Source organism: Pseudomonas sp. TNT2022 ID642, assembly GCF_028656995.1.
Classification (GTDB): Bacteria; Pseudomonadota; Gammaproteobacteria; order Pseudomonadales; family Pseudomonadaceae; genus Aquipseudomonas.
On sequence record NZ_JAMDGW010000029.1, the window covers coordinates 37,583 to 55,983 of the forward strand.

15 protein-coding genes and 1 riboswitch are annotated in these 18,401 nt (G+C 61.0%); of the genes, 13 read left to right on the top strand and 2 right to left on the bottom strand.

The features are described 5' to 3' along the window. Nucleotides 1-12: 12 nt before the first annotated feature. Together M5G26_RS24545 and waaA are read left to right on the top strand one after the other, a co-directional pair. The gene (locus M5G26_RS24545; RefSeq protein WP_150693012.1) at nt 13-909 is read left to right on the top strand and encodes a LysR family transcriptional regulator; all 897 of its coding nucleotides are present in this window, start codon (nt 13-15) and stop codon (nt 907-909) included. Between the two features lie 11 nt (nt 910-920). Further along, nucleotides 921-2,195 (top strand): lipid IV(A) 3-deoxy-D-manno-octulosonic acid transferase, encoded by a 1,275-nt coding sequence (waaA, locus tag M5G26_RS24550; protein WP_273916694.1) that lies wholly within the window; start codon nt 921-923, stop codon nt 2,193-2,195. A 90-nt stretch (nt 2,196-2,285) separates the two neighbouring features. Here the strand turns inward: waaA and M5G26_RS24555 are convergent, their stop codons facing one another. Continuing rightward, nucleotides 2,286-3,719, bottom strand: coding sequence for a TolC family outer membrane protein (locus tag M5G26_RS24555; protein WP_038360286.1), 1,434 nt, complete (start codon nt 3,717-3,719; stop codon nt 2,286-2,288). A gap of 206 nt (nt 3,720-3,925) precedes the next feature. Beyond that, a riboswitch (TPP riboswitch) is annotated at nt 3,926-4,031 on the top strand. 146 nt (nt 4,032-4,177) lie between these two features. Between M5G26_RS24555 and thiC the strand changes: the two genes are divergently transcribed. Further along, nucleotides 4,178-6,067 (top strand): phosphomethylpyrimidine synthase ThiC, encoded by a 1,890-nt coding sequence (gene thiC / locus M5G26_RS24560; RefSeq protein ID WP_122599339.1) that lies wholly within the window; start codon nt 4,178-4,180, stop codon nt 6,065-6,067. Nucleotides 6,068-6,265: 198 nt separating this feature from the next. Continuing rightward, nucleotides 6,266-7,558 (top strand): putative hydroxymethylpyrimidine transporter CytX, encoded by a 1,293-nt coding sequence (gene cytX / locus M5G26_RS24565; protein WP_273916695.1) that lies wholly within the window; start codon nt 6,266-6,268, stop codon nt 7,556-7,558. Here the strand turns inward: cytX and M5G26_RS24570 are convergent. Then, nucleotides 7,527-8,273: an RsiV family protein gene (locus M5G26_RS24570; RefSeq protein WP_038360290.1), complete on the bottom strand. Its 747-nt coding sequence runs from the start codon at nt 8,271-8,273 to the stop codon at nt 7,527-7,529. The genes cytX and M5G26_RS24570 overlap by 32 nt on opposite strands. Before the next feature lie 227 nt (nt 8,274-8,500). Here M5G26_RS24570 and M5G26_RS24575 point away from each other — a divergent pair, with 227 nt between their 5' ends. From M5G26_RS24575 to M5G26_RS24615, 9 genes are all read left to right on the top strand, one after another. Beyond that, a complete protein-coding gene (locus M5G26_RS24575) occupies nt 8,501-9,118 on the top strand; it encodes an NUDIX domain-containing protein (protein ID WP_034151670.1) in 618 nt (205 codons plus the stop codon). Then, nucleotides 9,109-9,561 carry a DUF1249 domain-containing protein gene (locus M5G26_RS24580; RefSeq protein ID WP_016985685.1) on the top strand — a complete coding sequence of 151 codons (453 nt, stop codon included), beginning with the start codon at nt 9,109-9,111 and terminating at the stop codon, nt 9,559-9,561. The genes M5G26_RS24575 and M5G26_RS24580 overlap by 10 nt, the downstream gene beginning before the upstream one ends. Before the next feature lie 99 nt (nt 9,562-9,660). After that, complete coding sequence (cpdA, locus tag M5G26_RS24585) at nt 9,661-10,476, top strand: 3',5'-cyclic-AMP phosphodiesterase (protein WP_273916696.1); 816 nt, start codon at nt 9,661-9,663, stop codon at nt 10,474-10,476. A 303-nt stretch (nt 10,477-10,779) separates the two neighbouring features. Further along, nucleotides 10,780-11,388 (top strand): YqiA/YcfP family alpha/beta fold hydrolase, encoded by a 609-nt coding sequence (locus M5G26_RS24590; RefSeq protein ID WP_150693015.1) that lies wholly within the window; start codon nt 10,780-10,782, stop codon nt 11,386-11,388. 41 nt (nt 11,389-11,429) lie between these two features. Then, nucleotides 11,430-13,337, top strand: a complete 1,908-nt coding sequence (gene parE, locus M5G26_RS24595) for a DNA topoisomerase IV subunit B (protein WP_095047278.1) — start codon at nt 11,430-11,432, stop codon at nt 13,335-13,337. Then, a complete protein-coding gene (locus M5G26_RS24600) occupies nt 13,337-14,326 on the top strand; it encodes an esterase-like activity of phytase family protein (RefSeq protein ID WP_134175864.1) in 990 nt (329 codons plus the stop codon). Before parE ends, M5G26_RS24600 begins: the two co-directional genes overlap by 1 nt. Then, nucleotides 14,323-14,844, top strand: coding sequence for a retropepsin-like aspartic protease family protein (locus M5G26_RS24605; protein WP_134175863.1), 522 nt, complete (start codon nt 14,323-14,325; stop codon nt 14,842-14,844). The genes M5G26_RS24600 and M5G26_RS24605 overlap by 4 nt, the downstream gene beginning before the upstream one ends. Nucleotides 14,845-14,854: 10 nt before the next feature. Continuing rightward, nucleotides 14,855-17,119 (top strand): DNA topoisomerase IV subunit A, encoded by a 2,265-nt coding sequence (gene parC / locus M5G26_RS24610; protein ID WP_134175862.1) that lies wholly within the window; start codon nt 14,855-14,857, stop codon nt 17,117-17,119. A 177-nt stretch (nt 17,120-17,296) separates the two neighbouring features. Continuing rightward, nucleotides 17,297-18,007 (top strand): PqiC family protein, encoded by a 711-nt coding sequence (locus M5G26_RS24615; RefSeq protein ID WP_007915780.1) that lies wholly within the window; start codon nt 17,297-17,299, stop codon nt 18,005-18,007. Nucleotides 18,008-18,401: the final 394 nt, after the last annotated feature.

Sequence of the window (18,401 nt, forward strand, 5' to 3'; positions counted from 1 at the left end):
TGGCGAATCAGCATGCAGTGGAATCTGGATCAACTTCGGGTGTTTGTCGACGTCGCCGAACATCGCTCGTTTTCCGCCGTGGCACGCCAACAGCGCAAAGCGCAGTCGGCGATCAGTAGCGCGATTGCCATGCTCGAAGATGATTTGGGCGTCAGCCTGTTCGAGCGTAGCAGCGGCCGCCAGCCAACGCTCACCGAGGCGGGCGAAGCGCTGTTGGAAGAGGCGCGTGAAGTCCTGCGCCAATGCGAGCGTCTGAATGGCCGGGCGATGGCGATGATGCGCGGTCAGGAAGCGCAACTGCGCGTGGCCCAGGATGAGGCGATGCCGTATCAAGCGCTGGTAGAAAGTTTCGGTGAACTGGCCGAGCAGTTCCCCAGCCTTGAAGTGCAACTGACCAGCGCCGCGCAAGGCGAGGTCGCGCACAAACTGGTCGAGCGCCGGGCCGATCTCGGCCTGCTGTTCTATCACGACGAAATCCCTGAAGCGCTGGAGCGCCGCGTGCTCGGCAGCGTCGAAATGGTCACGGTTTGCGGGATCAATCATCCGCTGGCGAAGCAGTCTTACGTCACCTGCCAGCAACTGGCCCAACACCGGCAATTGTTGATGTCGACGCAAACCAGCGTCTATCCCGGCAACGAACCGGCCAGCCCGCAGGTATGGCGTGCCGACAGTTTCTACGTTATGTCCGAATGGCTGGTGCGCGATCTCGGCTGGGCCTGGTTGCCGCGCCATGTGGTGCAGTACTCGGCCTATCAGGGCTTGATGGTCGAACTCGACAGCGAATGGACGCCGCCAGCGCTGGTGGTGGAACTGGTCTGGCGCCGCGACGAGCCACTCGGCCCGGCCGCGCGCTGGCTGGCCGAACGTTTTGCCGTGCACTTGCGCGCGATCAGCGGCAAAAGCCGATAAACTCCGCCGCCATGAATAGAACTCTGTACACCGCGCTGTTTTACCTGGGGCTGCCATTGGTGGCGATTCGGCTGTGGCTGCGGGCGCGCAAAGCGCCGGCGTACGCCAAACGGATTGGCGAACGCTTCTCCTACGGCATGCCGAAACTGCAACCCGGCGGCATCTGGGTGCACGCGGTGTCGGTGGGCGAAAGCATTGCTGCGGCACCGATGATCCGCGCCTTGCTGCAACGTTATCCACAGCTGCCGATCACCGTGACCTGCATGACGCCGACCGGATCGGAGCGGATTCAGGCGCTGTTCGCCAATGAGCCGCGCATACAGCATTGCTATCTGCCCTACGACTTGCCGTGTGCGGCGGCGCGGTTTCTTGATCGCGTTCAGCCCAAGCTTGCGGTGATCATGGAAACCGAGCTGTGGCCCAACCACATTCATCAGTGCGCCAAGCGCGGTATTCCGGTGGCGCTGGCCAATGGACGCTTGTCCGAGCGTTCGGCGCGCGGCTATGGCCGCTTCAGCAAGCTGACCGCGCCGATGCTTGCCGAAATGAGCTTTTTCGCCGTACAGACCGAAGCTGAAGCCCAGCGCTTCCGTAATCTCGGCGCGCGTGCAGAGACAGTCGAAGTCACCGGTTCGATCAAGTTCGACCTGACCATCGACCCGCAACTGCTGCAACGCGCCGCTGAACTACGTGGCCAATGGCAGGCGCTGGAGCGTCCGGTGTGGATCGCCGCCAGCACCCACGAAGGCGAGGACGAAGTGATCCTCGACGCCCATCGTCGTTTGCTGGCCAATCACCCGGATGCGTTGCTGATTCTGGTGCCGCGTCACCCGGAACGCTTCAATTCAGTGTTCGAACTGTGCCAGCGCGAAGGCTTTGCCACGGTGCGGCGCTCGACCGGCGCCAATGTCGATGCGCAGACGAGCGTACTGCTCGGCGACACCATGGGTGAGTTGCTGTTTCTCTATGCACTGGCGGACAGCGCGTTTGTCGGCGGTAGTCTGGTGGCCAATGGTGGGCACAATCTGCTGGAGCCGGCAGCCTTGGCCAAGCCAGTGATCAGTGGCCCGCATCTGTTCAACTTCCTCGATATCGCCGCGCAATTGCGTGAAGCCGGGGCGTTGGCCGAGGTCGATGATGCCGAAGGGCTGGCCGTGGAAGTTCAGCGCTTGTTCGAATTGCCGCGTGATGCGCAGCGTATGGCCGAGGCCGGGCTGGCGGTAATGCGCCGCAATCAGGGCGCGTTGCAGCGTTTGCTGGATGGTTTGGGCAGACTGATCAAGTAAGCAAAAAGATCGCAGCCTTCGGCAGCTCCTACATTGGAAAATGTTCCTCTGTAGGAGCTGCCGAAGGCTGCGATCTTTTGTTTTTAAGGCTTAAGGCCGGGCCTTGAGCTGCGCCTCGGCCGCCTTGGCCAGATCCGGCGGGAGGAAGTCCTTGTCCGGGTTGTAGTCAGCCTTCAGATACCGCCGCAGATCTTCCAGATCCCCCGGGTTCAACGTCCCCGCTGCCTGCTTCAAACGCAGATTGTCGAGAATGTAGTCGTAGCGCGTGTTGTTGTAATTGCGCACCGAGGTGTACAGCTGCCGCTGCGCATCGAGCACGTCAACGATGTTGCGCGTACCGACCTGATAACCGATTTCTGTGGCTTCCACTGCGCTCTGGTTGGAGATGATCGACTGGCGACGCGCCTGCACCTGCTCGACATCGGTGTTCACCGCACGGTGCAAGTTGCGGGTGTTCTCGACGATCTGCCGGCGCAGGGATTCGCGCTGTTGTTCGCTCTGATTCAATTGCTCATACGACTGGCGCACTTGCGAGCTGGTCAGCCCGCCGCTGTAGATCGGGATGTTCAGTTGCAGGCCGACCGTGCTCTGCTCGACGTTGTCACGATACGGCACGCCAAAGGCGTTCGGGTTGGAAAAGCCGAGGGCGTCATTGTCGCCTTTTTCGTACTTGGCCACGGCATCGAGGGTCGGCAAATGGCCGGCCTTGCGCTGCTTGAGGGTCTGCTCGGCGGAGCTGACGGCGTAGTTGCTGGCGAGCAGATTGAGGTTCTGCCGCGCCGCCGTGTCGACCCAGGACTTCGCATCGTTTGGTGCCGGCGGCAGGATCGGCAATGTGTGGACGATGCCCTGAATCGAGTTGTACTGGCGGTTGGTCAGGGTGATCAGCGCTTCGAAGGCATCATCGACCTGACGCTGCGCAACAATTCGGTTGGCCCGCGCGGTGTCGTAACTGGCTTGCGATTGCAGCACGTCGGTCTTGTCCGAGAGGCCGACATCGAAGCGCTCGTTGGACTGGTCGAGCTGGCGCTTGAATGCGGCTTCTTCGGCCTTGGTCGAGGCGAGGTTGTCCTGGCTGCGCAGCACGTTGAAATAGCTTTCCGCCGATTGCAGGATCAGGTTCTGCTCAGTCGCCGACAGTTGCAGCGCGGCTTGCTCGTTGACGTCCTTCGCGGCCTGGTACTGGAACCAGCGATCGGCGCGGAACAATGGCTGGGCCAGGGTCGCCTGATACGAGTGTGCGCTGCGATTGGCAGTGGCCGAGGGTTGATCGATCGATGTGCGCACATTGGCCACTTCGGCACCGCCCGACAGGTTTGGCAGCAACCCGGCGCGGGCCTGTGGCACTACTTCTTTCTGCGCACCGTACTGAGCGCGGGCGGCGGCAAGGTCGGCGTTGTTGTCGACCGCTTCCTGATAGACGCTGACCAGATCGGTTTTGGTCGACAAGGGCGCTTCTGCTGCCCAGGCCATTGCGTTGGACGCACAAGACACGGCAACAGCCAGTGAGAGTTTGCGCAGCATGAGGCGATCCCTAGCATTAATATTATGGAAGTAATCCGGGCGCCAAAGGTAAGGCGCAGGCCCCGCAGCGTCAAGGCGTGGCGGGGCAAAGCGAGTGTAGTTGCGCATTTGCCTCACAACAATCGGGCGAACCTGTGTATTTGCGCCATTCATCATGGTGATTGCTGCGGTGTTGGCGTTCTTTGCCGGTTGTGTCTAGACTGGCCGGGTTCTTGTCGGGGTGCCTTGCTATGAGGCTGAGATCGAATAATTTCGGATCCCGTTGAACCTGATCAGGTTAGCGCCTGCGTAGGGAACAAGATTTCTCGTCACCCGGCGAGTCCTCTTGTGCTTCGTCCGGGAAATTGTTCGACAATCGAACGCTCGACGACGATGCACAGCACCGGTCCTGGTGCGTCCGTGCCTTTCAGGTTCTGCTCCGACAATCCACTGCCTGGATGCTGTCTGGAGAGCCCGTGATGACTACAAAATCAAAAAACGCGATCAACCTGAGTGACTCGGCCAAGGTCGACGAGCAGTCGGTCAAGCCGTTCACCCGTTCGCAAAAAGTCTACGTTCAGGGCTCGCGCCCGGACATCCTCGTGCCGATGCGCGAAATCACCCTCGATGTGACCCCGACCGACTTCGGCGGCGAAATCAACGCGCCGGTGACCGTCTACGACACCTCTGGCCCGTACACCGATCCGAACGTGGTGATCGACGTACGCAAAGGCCTGGCCGATGTGCGTTCGGCGTGGATCGACGACCGTGGCGACACCGAGCGCCTGGCGGGCCTGAGTTCCAACTTCGGTCGCGAACGCCTCGCCGATCCGGAATTGACGAAACTGCGCTTTGCCCACGTCAACAACCCGCGCCGCGCCAAGGCTGGCGCCAACGTCACGCAAATGCACTATGCGCGTCAGGGCATCATCACGCCCGAGATGGAATTCGTCGCCATCCGCGAAAACATGAAGCTCGAGGTGGCCCGCGCCGCCGGCCTGCTCGATCAGCAACACCCGGGCCACAGCTTCGGCGCCAGCGTGCCGAAAATCATCACCCCGGAATTCGTGCGTGACGAGATCGCCCGTGGCCGCGCAATCATTCCGGCCAACATCAACCACACCGAACTGGAACCGATGATCATCGGCCGTAACTTCCTGGTGAAGATCAACGGCAACATCGGCAACAGCGCCCTGGGTTCGTCCATTGAAGAAGAAGTGGCGAAACTGACCTGGGGTATTCGCTGGGGCGCGGACAACATCATGGACTTGTCCACCGGCAAGCACATTCACGAAACCCGCGAGTGGATCATCCGCAACTCGCCGGTGCCGATCGGCACAGTGCCGATCTATCAGGCGCTGGAAAAAGTCGGCGGCGCGGCCGAAGACCTGACCTGGGAGCTGTTCCGCGACACGCTGATCGAGCAGGCCGAGCAGGGCGTCGACTACTTCACTATTCACGCTGGCGTGTTGCTGCGCTACGTGCCGCTGACCGCCAAACGCGTGACCGGTATCGTTTCCCGTGGCGGTTCGATCATGGCCAAGTGGTGCCTGGCGCATCACAAGGAAAACTTCGCCTACACGCATTTCGAAGAAATCTGCGAAATCATGAAAGCCTATGACGTCAGCTTCTCGCTGGGTGATGGCTTGCGTCCGGGGTCGATTGCCGACGCCAACGATGCCGCCCAGTTCGGCGAACTGGAAACCCTCGGCGAACTGACCAAGATCGCCTGGAAGCACGACGTGCAAACCATGATCGAAGGCCCGGGCCACGTGCCGATGCAGTTGATCAAAGAGAACATGGACAAGCAGCTCGAGTGCTGCGACGAGGCGCCGTTCTACACCCTCGGCCCGCTGACCACTGACATTGCGCCGGGCTACGACCACATCACCTCGGGTATCGGTGCGGCGATGATCGGCTGGTTCGGTTGCGCGATGCTTTGCTACGTGACGCCGAAGGAGCACTTGGGTCTGCCGAACAAGGATGACGTGAAGACCGGGATCATCACTTACAAGATCGCCGCCCACGCTGCGGACTTGGCCAAAGGGCATCCGGGCGCACAGATTCGCGACAACGCTTTGAGCAAGGCGCGTTTCGAGTTCCGTTGGGAAGACCAGTTCAACCTCGGCCTGGATCCGGACACCGCGCGTTCTTATCACGATGAAACCCTGCCGAAGGATTCGGCGAAGGTCGCGCATTTCTGTTCGATGTGCGGGCCGAAATTCTGCTCGATGAAGATTACGCAGGAAGTCCGCGAATACGCGGCCAACCAGCGGATCGACGCGGTCGACGTGGACGTCGCCCAAGGCCTGGCGGAACAGGCCGAGCGGTTCAAGAAGGAAGGCAGTCAGCTGTACAAGAAGGTTTGATCTGACCTGAAAGGGTGGGCCTGCAAGGGTGCCTCCCTGTAGGAGCTGCCGCAGGCTGCGATCTTTTGACTCTGTTTTAAAAGATCAACAGATCGCAGCCTGCGGCAGCTCCTACAGAGGAGTGTTAGCCCCTCCAATGGGCCCAGCCTGCTAGCTAATGATCAACACAACAACAAATGTCCCTCTGAGATAACACCCTTGAGCATTCAACCCAGCACCTATTCCCCCGACCTCGCCGTACCCGCCGACAAGCGTGTGTTCGGCGGTCGCGATCTGTTTTCCCTGTGGTTCTCCCTCGGCATCGGCCTGATGGTTTTGCAGACCGGCGCATTACTCGCGCCTGGCCTCGGCCTGCCCGGTTCGCTGCTGGCGATTTTCCTCGGCACGCTGGTCGGCGTACTGTTGCTGGCCGCCGTTGGCGTGATCGGCAGCGATACCGGCCTGTCGTCCATGGCCGCCCTCAAACTGAGCCTCGGCAGCAAAGGCGCGAGCCTGCCGGCGTTGCTCAATCTGCTGCAACTGATCGGTTGGGGCTCGTTCGAAATTATCGTCATGCGCGATGCGGCCAGCCTGCTCGGTACCCGCGCGTTCAGCGAAGGTTCGCTGTGGTCGAACCCGCTGTTGTGGACGCTGTTTTTCGGCGCGCTGGCGACCTTGCTCGCGGTCAGCGGGCCGCTGACTTTCGTCCGGCAGATTCTGCGCAAGTGGGGCATCTGGCTGCTGTTGGCGGCGTGCCTGTGGTTGACCTGGAACCTGTTCGCCAAAGCTGATCTGGCCGATCTCTGGTCGCGCGCCGGTGACGGTTCGATGCCGTTCGCCGTGGGCTTCGACATTGCGATTGCGATGCCGCTGTCGTGGCTGCCGCTGATCGCCGATTACTCACGATTCGGCAAGCGTGCGAAGAACGTTTTCGGCGGAACTGCGGTCGGTTTCTTCATCGGCAATTTCTGGCTGATGAGCCTCGGCGTTGCCTACACGTTGGCCTTCGCGCCAAGCGGTGAAGTCAACGCGCTGTTGCTGGCTCTGGCGGGTGCCGGTCTGGGCATTCCGCTGCTGCTGATTCTGCTCGATGAGTCGGAAAACGCCTTCGCCGATATTCACTCGGCAGCGGTTTCCAGCGGGATTCTGTTGCGCCTGAAAGTCGAGCATCTGGCCTTGGCCATCGGCGTGATCTGCACGTTGATCGCATTGCTGGCGCCGTTGGCGCAGTACCAGAATTTCCTGCTGCTGATCGGTTCGGTGTTTGCGCCGCTGTTCGGCGTGGTGCTGGTGGATCACTTCATCCTGCGCAAGCGCAGTGCTCAGGTCGCGTCAGCCGCGTTGCGCTGGCCGGCGCTGTTGGCGTGGCTGGGTGGCGTGAGCACCTACCACTTGCTGGCAAATCTGTATCCGGATGTCGGCGCAACCCTGCCGGCGCTGGTACTGGCAGGGCTGTTGCAGCTCGTGCTGGGCCGGGCTTTCAGTTACGGCCGGGAAACAGCTCAGGCTTGAGAATGCCATTCAGGCGCGGATAAGGAATCTTCAGTTCGACGTGGCCCAGCGCGTAAGGCGCGATGGTAGTCACGTCGTACTTGAGGATCACGCCACCATAAGTCAGCGCCACGTTCGGGGTTTTCACGAACGGCCAGTTCGCCACGAACTCCGGCTCCTGATCGAGCTTGGTGCTGATCAACCAGCTATTGTGCGCCACCTGCGCGGCCTTCCAGAACGCCTCTTCCTGACCCGGCATGAGCATGTCGGACAGGTTCAGCACCTTGTGCTGCTGGCGCGAATAGTTGATGAAACCGCGACCCGGGGTGCCATGCGCACCGCCGGTGTCGAGGTAGCTCGACACCTCGATGATCACCAAGCCGTCATGCTGCTCGCGTACTTTCGCTTGCAGGTAGCTGCTGTTGCGCGGGCCGGCGCTGGCCAGAAACTGATCGCGATAGGCCGCCAGGGTTGGCGCCACCGGGGCGTTTTTCTCGGTGCGGGTCATTTGCAGCAGGCGTTTTTCGATGATGCCGTCCAGCGCAGGTTCGGCCGGGAAGCGCAGGGTGTCGATGTTTACCAGCGGGCAATCCGGGTTGGAACAGCCCGGTTTCAGTTGTTCCGATGCATCGCGGGTGGTTTCCAGCGGCGTACGGTAATTGGGCTGGAACAGGCTGGCGCACGCGCCCAGAGTCAGGGCGATGGCGGCCACGGAGGCAATTTTGAAAAGCGACATGGGCGTCCTTTCGAAAGCAGGGGAAGGCAAAAAGATATCCGCTTCGACTCTCGCAGAAGCAGTCAGTTCGCCACTAAGCTAATTAGAGTGGGTTTCGCCTCCACCGTCCATCCCGCTGACGGTAAAGGGGCTGCATCAAACCGTTCGGGCGCGTTAGGATGGCGCGAAGTCGAGGTTGCCAGTAACAAGCGGCAACTCGTAATGGATCTGCAGTAAAGAGGATGCTCATGACTGATTTTGCCAACGCCATTCCGACCACCGTCGACGTCGTGCGACGCGAGCGATGCTACGAGGGTTTTTACAAACTCGACCGTTTGCACCTGCGCCATGAATTGTTCGCCGGTGGCATGAGCCGTGAGATCAACCGTGAAGTGTTTGTGCGTCACGATGCCGTGTGCATGTTGCCCTACGATCCACAGCGCGACGAAGTGGTGTTGATCGAGCAGTTTCGCGTCGGTGCCATGGGCAAGACCGACAATCCGTGGCTGGTCGAACTGGTCGCCGGTCTGATCGACAAGGATGAACAACCGGAAGAAGTTGCTCACCGCGAGGCGCAGGAGGAAGCTGGGCTGGACATCAAGGCCTTGTGGCCGATGACCAAATATTTCCCGTCGCCGGGCGGCAGCAACGAGTTCGTGCATTTGTATCTGGGGCGTTGCAGCACTGACGGCGTTGGCGGCCTGCATGGCCTGGAAGAAGAGGCAGAAGATATCCGCGTCACGGTCTGGGCCTTTGAAGATGCCTTGCAGGCCGTCCGTGACGGACGCATTGCCAATGCGGCGAGCATCATCGCTTTGCAGTGGCTGGCGCTGAACCGCGCCGAAGTGAGGGGGTTATGGTCGTAAACAAATTGCGCGATCGCTATCGAGTCGACCTCGTGGGGCTGCAAGCCGCCTGCGAGGCCAACTACGCGCGCCTGATGCGACTGCTGCCGGACATGCGCAACGAACCCGAGGCGCGGCGCATCGCCGTGACTCAGGGTGAGCAGATGCTTGGCGTGCTGGCCCTCGAAGTGCTGCAAACCTGTCCGTACACCACCACTTTGCAGGTGCGCCAGGAACACAGCCTGCCTTGGCTGCCGGTGCCGCAACTGGAAGTGCAGGTCTATCACGACGCGCGCATGGCTGAGGTAGTCAGCGCCGAACATGCACGACGCTTTCGCGGCATCTATCCTTACCCGAACGCCGCGATGCATCAGCCGGATGAAAAGGCTCAGCTCAATCTGTTCCTGGGGGAATGGCTGAGTCATTGCCTGGCGTTGGGGCACGAGTACGAAGTCGTACGCTAGTTGTGAACTGCGTCCGGTTCGGCGGTTTCCCCTTTCAGTGATCCCCCAGCATAATTGCGGCACTTGATCGATTCCGTGCTTTTGCCTTGGGAGAACGCCTTGCCGAGCGTATCCATGTTGACCACCGCCGATCCGGCGTTGCTGGTGCAGTTGTCCGACAGCCATTTGTTTGCTGAAGCGAACGGCACACTGCTGGGCATGAACACCCGCGAGAGCCTGCAAAAGGTCATCGAGCTGGTGCTGGGACAGCAGCCGCAGATCGACCTGATTCTGGCCACCGGCGATATCTCCCAGGACGGCACGCTGGCGTCGTATCAGCAGTTTCGCCAGATGAGCGCGCAGATCGCTGCCCCGGCGCGGTGGATCCCCGGCAATCACGACGAACCGATGATCATGGCCGAGGCTGCCGTGCAGAGCGCGTTGCTGGAATCGGTAGTCGATATCGGTAACTGGCGCGTGACGCTGCTCGATTCGGCGGTGCCGGGTTCGGTGCCGGGGTATCTGCAGGACGATCAACTGCAACTGCTGGCCCGCTCGCTGAGCGAAGCGCCGGAGCGCCATCATCTGGTGTGCTTCCATCATCATCCGGTGTCGATCGGTTGTGCGTGGATGGAACCGATCGGTTTGCGCAATCCGGAGGCGTTTTTCGAGGTGCTGGATCGTTTTCCACAGGCTCGCGCGGTGTTGTGGGGGCATGTGCATCAGCAGATTGATCGTGAGCGCAATGGCGTGCGCTTGATGGCTTCGCCTTCAACGTGCATTCAGTTTGAGCCGGGGAGTGATGACTTCAAGGTGGGGGAGCAGGCGCCGGGGTATCGCTGGTTGCGGTTGTTGCCGGATGGGCGATTGGAGACTGGCGTGGAGCGTGTCACCGGTTTTGCTTTTACCGTTGATTACGGTTCCGAAGGTTACTGATTTTCGATCAAGAGCCCCTCATCGGAACGCCGCCCGCCCAGCCCTCTCCCGGAGGGAGAGGGGGCCGACCGAGGTGTATTGCGTCATGCGTCGACCTGAAATACTGAGTTGATTATGGATTCGCCCAATCACTTTCAGGTCGGTGTATCTCTTTAATATCCCCCATTCAGTCCCCTCTCCTTTTGGGAGAGGGCTAGGGTGAGGGCCGCTCCCGCTGAATAACCAATTTCTCGAAACCACCCCCAATCCGCTCTACTCTCCCTGTAAACTCCGCAAACCCAAACCGACACCCAGGGAGCTCAAATGTCCGGTTCGATCCTCTATATCCACGGTTTCAACAGCGCCCCGGCCTCGAAAAAGGCCTGTCAGCTGGTCTCCGTGATGGAGCAGCTGGGTTTGAGCGACAAACTGCGTGTTCCGGCCCTGCATCACCATCCGCGCGAAGCCATCGGTCAGTTGGAGCAAGCGATTGCCGAACTGGACCGGCCGCTGCTGGTGGGAAGCTCACTCGGCGGCTACTATGCGACTCACCTGGCCGAGCGCCATGGCCTGAAAGCCCTGCTGGTGAACCCGGCGGTCAGCCCGCACCGGATGTTCGACGGCTATCTGGGCACGCAGAAAAACCTGTATACCGATGAAACCTGGGAATTGACCCACGACCATGTCACGGCGCTGGCCGAACTGGAAGTGCCGGCGCCTCAGGATGCGCAGCGTTATCAGGTATGGTTGCAGACCGGCGACGAAACACTGGATTATCGCCTCGCCCAGCAGTATTACCGCGCCTGTGCCTTGCGCATTCAGGCCGGCGGCGATCACAGTTTTCAGGGTTTTGCCGGACAATTGCCGGCGTTGCTGAGTTTTGCCGGCATTGGCGCCGATGTGTATCAGGCAATCGATTTCACCGCATTGTGAAGTCTTGCCCCTATTTCATGAATGACTGACGACGAGACCCTATGGCCACTCCCAGCGCTAGCTCTTATAACGCCGACGCCATCGAAGTCCTCTCGGGCCTCGACCCGGTGCGCAAACGCCCCGGCATGTACACCGACACCAGTCGGCCGAACCACCTTGCCCAGGAAGTCATCGACAACAGTGTCGACGAAGCCTTGGCCGGCCACGCCAAATCGGTGCAGGTCATCCTCCACGCCGACCACTCGCTGGAAGTCAGCGACGATGGCCGTGGCATGCCGGTCGACATTCACCCGGAAGAGGGCGTGTCAGGCGTTGAGCTGATCCTCACCAAGCTCCACGCGGGCGGCAAGTTTTCCAACAAGAATTACCAGTTCTCCGGCGGTCTGCACGGCGTAGGTATTTCCGTGGTCAACGCCTTGTCGACCGAAGTGCGCGTGCGCGTCAAGCGTGACGGCAATGAATACCAGATGACCTTCAACGACGGCTTCAAAGCCTCGGAGCTGGAAATCGTCGGTACCGTCGGCAAGCGCAACACCGGCACCAGCGTGTACTTCGCGCCGGATCCGAAATACTTCGATTCACCGAAATTCTCCATCAGCCGTCTCAAGCACGTGCTCAAGGCCAAGGCAGTTTTGTGCCCGGGCCTGCTGGTCAGCTTCGAAGACAAAGGCACCGGCGAGAAAGTCGAGTGGCATTACGAAGACGGCCTGCGCTCGTATCTGGTTGACGCCGTCAGTGAATTCGAACGCTTGCCGGACGAGCCATTCTGCGGCGCTTTCGCCGGTAATAAAGAAGCGGTCGACTGGGCGCTTCTGTGGTTGCCGGAAGGTGGCGACGCGGTGCAGGAAAGCTACGTCAACCTGATCCCGACGGCGCAGGGCGGTACCCACGTCAACGGTTTGCGTCAGGGCCTGCTCGATGCCATGCGTGAGTTCTGCGAATTCCGCAGCCTGCTGCCGCGCGGCGTGAAGCTGGCGCCGGAAGACGTCTGGGAGCGCATCGCGTTCGTCCTGTCGATGAAAATGCAGGAGCCGCAATTCTCCGGCCAGACCAAAGAGCGACTGTCGTCCCGTGAAGCGGCGGCGTTTGTCTCCGGAGTGGTCAAGGATGCGTTCAGCCTGTGGCTCAACGCCAACCCGGAAACCGGTCTGGCGCTGGCCGAACTGGCGATCAACAACGCCGGTCGCCGTCTCAAGGCCAGTAAAAAGGTCGAGCGTAAACGTGTGACTCAGGGCCCAGCGCTGCCGGGCAAACTGGCGGACTGCGCCGGGCAGGATCCGATGCGTTCCGAACTGTTCCTGGTCGAAGGTGATTCTGCTGGTGGTTCCGCCAAACAAGCGCGGGACAAGGAATTCCAGGCGATCCTGCCGTTGCGCGGCAAGATCCTCAACACCTGGGAAGTCGACGGCAGCGAAGTGCTGGCCAGTCAGGAAGTGCACAACATCGCCGTGGCCATCGGTGTCGATCCGGGCGCGGCGGACATGAGCCAGCTGCGCTACGGCAAGATCTGCATCCTCGCCGACGCCGACTCCGATGGTCTGCACATCGCAACCTTGCTCTGCGCGTTGTTCGTCCAGCATTTCCGCCCGCTGGTGGACGCCGGTCACGTTTACGTGGCGATGCCGCCGTTGTACCGCATCGACTTGGGCAAAGAGATTTACTACGCCCTCGACGAAGCCGAGCGCGACGGCATTCTCGACCGTCTGGTCGCCGAGAAGAAGCGCGGCAAACCCCAGGTCACCCGATTCAAAGGTCTGGGTGAGATGAACCCGCCGCAGCTGCGTGAAACCACCATGGACCCGAACACGCGGCGTCTGGTGCAACTGACGCTGGGTGAAGACTTCGCCGAAACCTCGGAAATGATGGACATGCTGCTGGCGAAGAAACGCGCCGGTGACCGCAAGACCTGGCTCGAATCCAAAGGTAACCTCGCCGAGGTGCTGGCCTGATGCGGTTTGGCTGGGCCTTGGCGGGTGCGTTGCTGCTGAGTGCAATGAATGTGTCGGCCGAGCCGTTGCAGGAGTTGCGCGTGCTCTCCGGGCACCCGGTCGACGGCATGCGCGGCGGCAACCTGTCGGGGCTGGCCATGTGTGGCGGCGAGTTGTGGACGGTGTCGGACCGCGATGACGATCAGATCTATCGGCTCAATACTGCCGATCAGGTCTGGCAGGCCGAAGCCTTGCACATCGACGTCCCCCTGGTGCCTGAGACCGGTTTGCCGTGGGGGTTGCGCTCGCGCAATTGGGCCGCGTCTTTCGTGCGCGGTGGCGATCTGGATTTCGAGGGCATCAGCTGCGACAGCGCCGGCAATCGCTACATTGTCAGCGAGGGTCATGCGGCGGTCTTGCAGGTGCCCGTCAGCGGTCCGGTCAACTGGCTGAAGATCTCGCCGATGATGGTTCGCGAAGCGCGGGCCAGCGGCATGCTCCTGCATTTCAATGCGATCTTCGAAGGCCTGGCGATCAGCCCCGCGGGCGATCAGATGTGGCTGGCCGCCGAGCGGCAAAGCCGTGGCTTGCTGCTGATCAAGCGCCAGCAGACGGTGTGGGATTGCGACGGTCGTTGCGTGCTGCTCAGCGAGGGCGGCAAGGAAATGCAGCCGCCGCAGTTCCCGAAGGCCAGAGCGGTCGACCGAGACTTTTCCGACCTTTCGTTGTTTAACGGCAAATTGTTTACCCTTGAGCGCAACGCCTTCCAGATTTGTCGGCGCGATGCGCAGACCGCCAAGGTCGAGCGTTGCTGGTCGTACGCCGCTGAACTGTTGCAGGCCAACCGCCGTTACTCGCAGAACTTCGGGTTGGAAGAGGCGCTGATCGTTGACGCTGAGGGTGCATGGGTCGGCGTCGACAATAATTTCGGCCCGCGGGCCGACGGTGAGGTTCGGCCGATCGTCTGGCGCTTCGCCGCACCTGACGGTGGCTGGAGCGCCAAGCCATGAGCCAGCAACCGCCGGGCAAGCGCGCCGGTCGGGTGCTGATGATTCTGGCGTGGTGCGCGGCACTGTTCCTCGCGACGCGGTTCTTTGGCCAGTGGGAGCAACGCCAGCAGAATCCGAACGTGGTGGTCAGTTCGGAGCAGGGCGAAGGTTTTATCGAAGTGAAACTGGCCGGCAATGCTCAAGGGCATTTTGTCGCCAGCGGCCAGATCAACGGCGAACCGGTGGAGTTTATGCTCGACACCGGCGCAACCGATGTGGCGATCCCGGCTGATCTGGCCAAACGTTTGAAGCTGGAAGAAGGTTTCGGAGTGACGCTGAGCACGGCCAACGGCCTGAGCCAGGGCTACCGAACCAAAATCGACCGCCTGCAACTGGGCGACATCGTGTTGCGCGACGTCCGCGCACTGGTGGCGCCGGGGCTGCATGGCGATCAGGTGCTGCTCGGCATGAGCGCCCTGAACAAACTTGAATTTACCCAGCGCGGCGGCACCATGCTGCTGCGCCAGACAACGAACTGATGAGGCCCGCATGAGCGACATCCTTGCAGACAGCTTAGACGGCGTAGAGCGCCGATCGCTGGCTGACTTCACCGAAAGTGCCTACCTCAACTACTCCATGTACGTGATCATGGACCGTGCTCTGCCGCATATCGGCGACGGCCTGAAACCGGTACAGCGGCGCATCATTTATGCGATGAGCGAGCTGGGGCTGGACGCCGATTCCAAGCACAAGAAATCGGCGCGTACCGTCGGTGACGTGCTCGGCAAGTTCCACCCGCACGGCGACTCGGCGTGCTACGAAGCGATGGTGCTGATGGCCCAGCCGTTCAGCTATCGCTACACGCTGGTCGACGGCCAGGGCAACTGGGGTGCGCCGGACGATCCGAAGTCCTTCGCCGCCATGCGTTACACCGAAGCGCGCTTGTCGCGTTATTCCGAAGTGCTGCTCAGCGAGCTGGGCCAGGGCACTGCCGACTGGGGGCCGAACTTCGACGGCACCCTGCAGGAACCGCTGGTGTTGCCGGCGCGCCTGCCGAACATCCTGCTCAACGGCACCACCGGCATCGCCGTGGGCATGGCCACCGACGTGCCGCCGCACAACCTGCGCGAAGTCGCCACCGCGTGTGTGCGTCTGCTCGATGAGCCGAAAGCCACGGTTGAACAGCTCTGCGAACACATTCAAGGCCCGGACTATCCGACCGAAGCAGAAATCATCACGCCGCGCGCCGACCTGCTGAAAATGTACGAAACCGGTAAGGGCTCGGTGCGCATGCGCGCCGTGTACCACGTCGAGGACGGCGACATTATCGTCACTGCGCTGCCGCATCAGGTCTCCGGTGCGAAAGTGCTGGAGCAGATCGCCGCGCTGATGCAAGCGAAACCGTCGAAAGCCCCGCAGATCGCTGACCTGCGTGACGAATCCGACCACGAAAACCCGTGCCGCATCGTGATCATTCCGGTCAACAGCCGTGTCGATCACGACGCGCTGATGCAGCACCTGTTCGCCAGCACCGAGTTGGAGTCGACCTACCGGGTCAACGTCAACATCATCGGTCTGGACGGCAAGCCACAGCTGAAAAACCTCCGCGCCTTGCTGGTCGAGTGGCTGGAGTTCCGCGTGCAGACCGTGCGTCGCCGCCTGCAATTCCGCCTCGATAAAGTCGAGCGTCGTCTGCACCTGTTGGACGGTTTGTTGATCGCCTACCTCAACCTGGATGAAGTGATCCACATCATCCGTACCGAGGAACACCCGAAAGCCAAGCTGATCGAGCGTTTCGCCCTCAGCGAGATTCAGGCCGATTACATCCTCGACACCCGTCTGCGTCAATTGGCACGACTGGAAGAGATGAAGCTGCGCGACGAGCAGGACGAACTGCTCAAGGAACAAGCCAAGCTGCAAGCGCTGCTGGGCAGCGAAGCCAAGCTGAAGAAGCTGGTGCGCACCGAGCTGATCAAAGACGCTGAAACTTACGGCGATGACCGTCGCTCGCCAATCGTCGAGCGCACCGAAGCCAAAGCGCTGACCGAACACGATCTGCTGCCGAACGAGAAAGTCACCGTCGTCCTCTCGGAAAAAGGCTGGATCCGTTCCGCCAAAGGTCATGACATCGACGCCACCGGCCTGTCTTACAAGGCCGGCGACGGCTTCAAGACCTCGGCGGCAGGGCGCTCCAACCAGTCTGCCGTGGTGATTGACTCCACCGGCCGCAGCTACTCGGTCGCCGCGCACACCTTGCCGTCGGCCCGTGGCCAGGGCGAACCGCTGACCGGACGCCTGACGCCGCCGCCCGGCGCTTCGTTTGAATGCGTGCTGATGCCGGAAGACGATGCGTTGTACGTGATCGCCTCCGACGCCGGTTACGGCTTCGTGGTCAAAGGCGAAGACTTGCAAGCCAAGAACAAGGCCGGTAAAGCCCTGTTGAGCCTGCCGAACAACGCCAAAGTCATCGCGCCGCGTCCGGTAGCTGATCGTGAGCACAACTGGCTGGCCTCGGTCACGACCGAAGGTCGCCTGCTGATCTTCAAAATCAGTGATCTGCCACAATTGGGGAAGGGCAAAGGCAACAAGATCATCGGTATTTCCGGTGAGCGTGTGGCCAGTCGCGAAGAATATGTCACGGACATCGCCGTCATTCCGGAAGGCGCCACGTTGGTGCTGCAGGCCGGAAAACGCACCCTGTCGCTGAAGGCCGACGACCTCGAACACTACAAAGGTGAGCGTGGACGTCGTGGCAATAAGCTTCCAAGGGGCTTCCAGAGAGTGGATGCGCTGCTCGTCGAAAACCTCAATTAAGCGTCCTAGAGCGTCCGATCCACGATTTAACGCGTAGATCGACGCTTTGGCGCTGGAGTCGGAACGCATATTCACGGATGATATGGCCTTTCCAAGCGCCGGCGTGGCTGAGCGTTCTTCATATTTATTGAGTATTTTCACTGTGGTCAGCCTTGTGGCGGCCACCTGGACGGGATGATGACAGCTCTGCGCCCCCTTATTTTCCTGCTCGCCGGCGTTTTGGGCCTGGCGGGTTGCAGCGTTCACCAGCCGGTGTCGCTGTATCAACTGGACAGCGGAAGTCCGGTTCAGCCTGCGCAAAGCGCAGGCATGGCAGTTTTGTTGGGCCCGGTAGTCGTAGCCGATTACCTGCAACGTGAGACCTTGCTGCAACGTCAACCGGACGGCAGTCTGCAAGCGGCGACCGACGGTCGTTGGGCTGGCAGCCTTTCGTCGGATATCGATCAGTTGCTGATGCGCCAGGTCGCTGGCCATCTGGACAGCCAGCGTGTGGTGCTGGCACCGGCCACAACCGGTTTTACCCCGGATGTGCAGGTGTTGCTGACCATCACGCGTCTGGACTCCGGTCAGAAACAACCGGCGATTCTTGATGCGCAATGGCGTCTGATCGACCGTCGTGGTCAGGTGCGCGATAACCGCATCGTGCATCTGCAAGAGCTGCATGCCGGCAGCACGGCTTCCCAGGTGCAGGCTCAGGGCATTTTGCTGCAGCGTCTGGCCGAGCAGTTGTCGGTGGCGCTGAAACCGCTGGCCAATCAGCCACCGGTGGCCGAGGCGCCGCGTAAATCGGCACCGAAACCGGCCGCGCCAGCGGCAGAAGCCGAGAAGCAGCCGAAGATTCCGATGGCCTCGCCGATTCGTACCGATATGGAAGTGTTCCGCTTCTAAGCCTGGACCGAGTCAGAACAGAGCCCGCCTTGTGCGGGCTTTGTTGTGTCTGGGGTTCTGCGTGAAAGATCAAAAGCCCCTCACCCCAGCCCTCTCCCCGAGGGAGAGGGAGCCGACCGAGGTGTCTGGCGCTATACATCGACCTGAAAGAGCTTGGCGATTATGGGTTCCGTAGGGGCAGGGGCAGTTCGGTGTGGCTCTGGAATATCCCCGGGTCAGTCCCCTCTCCCGGAAGGAAAGGGGACTGACCGAGGTGTCTGGCGCTATACATCGACCTGCAAGCGCTTGGCGGTTATGGATTCACAGCTGGGAGTTCAAGTCGCTGTAGGTCTTCAATATTCCCGGATCGGTTCCCTCTCCCTGTGGGAGAGGGCTAGGGTGGGTAAAGACCGGG

Coding starts and splice junctions, on each gene's coding strand:
- M5G26_RS24605 (WP_134175863.1), top strand. CDS start 14,323: ATGAGCCAGCAACCGCCGGGCAAGCGCGCCGGTCGGGTGCTGATGATT.
- thiC (WP_122599339.1), top strand. CDS start 4,178: ATGACTACAAAATCAAAAAACGCGATCAACCTGAGTGACTCGGCCAAG.
- M5G26_RS24570 (WP_038360290.1), bottom strand. CDS start 8,273: ATGTCGCTTTTCAAAATTGCCTCCGTGGCCGCCATCGCCCTGACTCTG.
- parC (WP_134175862.1), top strand. CDS start 14,855: ATGAGCGACATCCTTGCAGACAGCTTAGACGGCGTAGAGCGCCGATCG.
- M5G26_RS24600 (WP_134175864.1), top strand. CDS start 13,337: ATGCGGTTTGGCTGGGCCTTGGCGGGTGCGTTGCTGCTGAGTGCAATG.
- parE (WP_095047278.1), top strand. CDS start 11,430: ATGGCCACTCCCAGCGCTAGCTCTTATAACGCCGACGCCATCGAAGTC.
- M5G26_RS24555 (WP_038360286.1), bottom strand. CDS start 3,719: ATGCTGCGCAAACTCTCACTGGCTGTTGCCGTGTCTTGTGCGTCCAAC.
- M5G26_RS24615 (WP_007915780.1), top strand. CDS start 17,297: ATGACAGCTCTGCGCCCCCTTATTTTCCTGCTCGCCGGCGTTTTGGGC.
- M5G26_RS24575 (WP_034151670.1), top strand. CDS start 8,501: ATGACTGATTTTGCCAACGCCATTCCGACCACCGTCGACGTCGTGCGA.
- M5G26_RS24545 (WP_150693012.1), top strand. CDS start 13: ATGCAGTGGAATCTGGATCAACTTCGGGTGTTTGTCGACGTCGCCGAA.
- M5G26_RS24590 (WP_150693015.1), top strand. CDS start 10,780: ATGTCCGGTTCGATCCTCTATATCCACGGTTTCAACAGCGCCCCGGCC.
- M5G26_RS24580 (WP_016985685.1), top strand. CDS start 9,109: ATGGTCGTAAACAAATTGCGCGATCGCTATCGAGTCGACCTCGTGGGG.
- waaA (WP_273916694.1), top strand. CDS start 921: ATGAATAGAACTCTGTACACCGCGCTGTTTTACCTGGGGCTGCCATTG.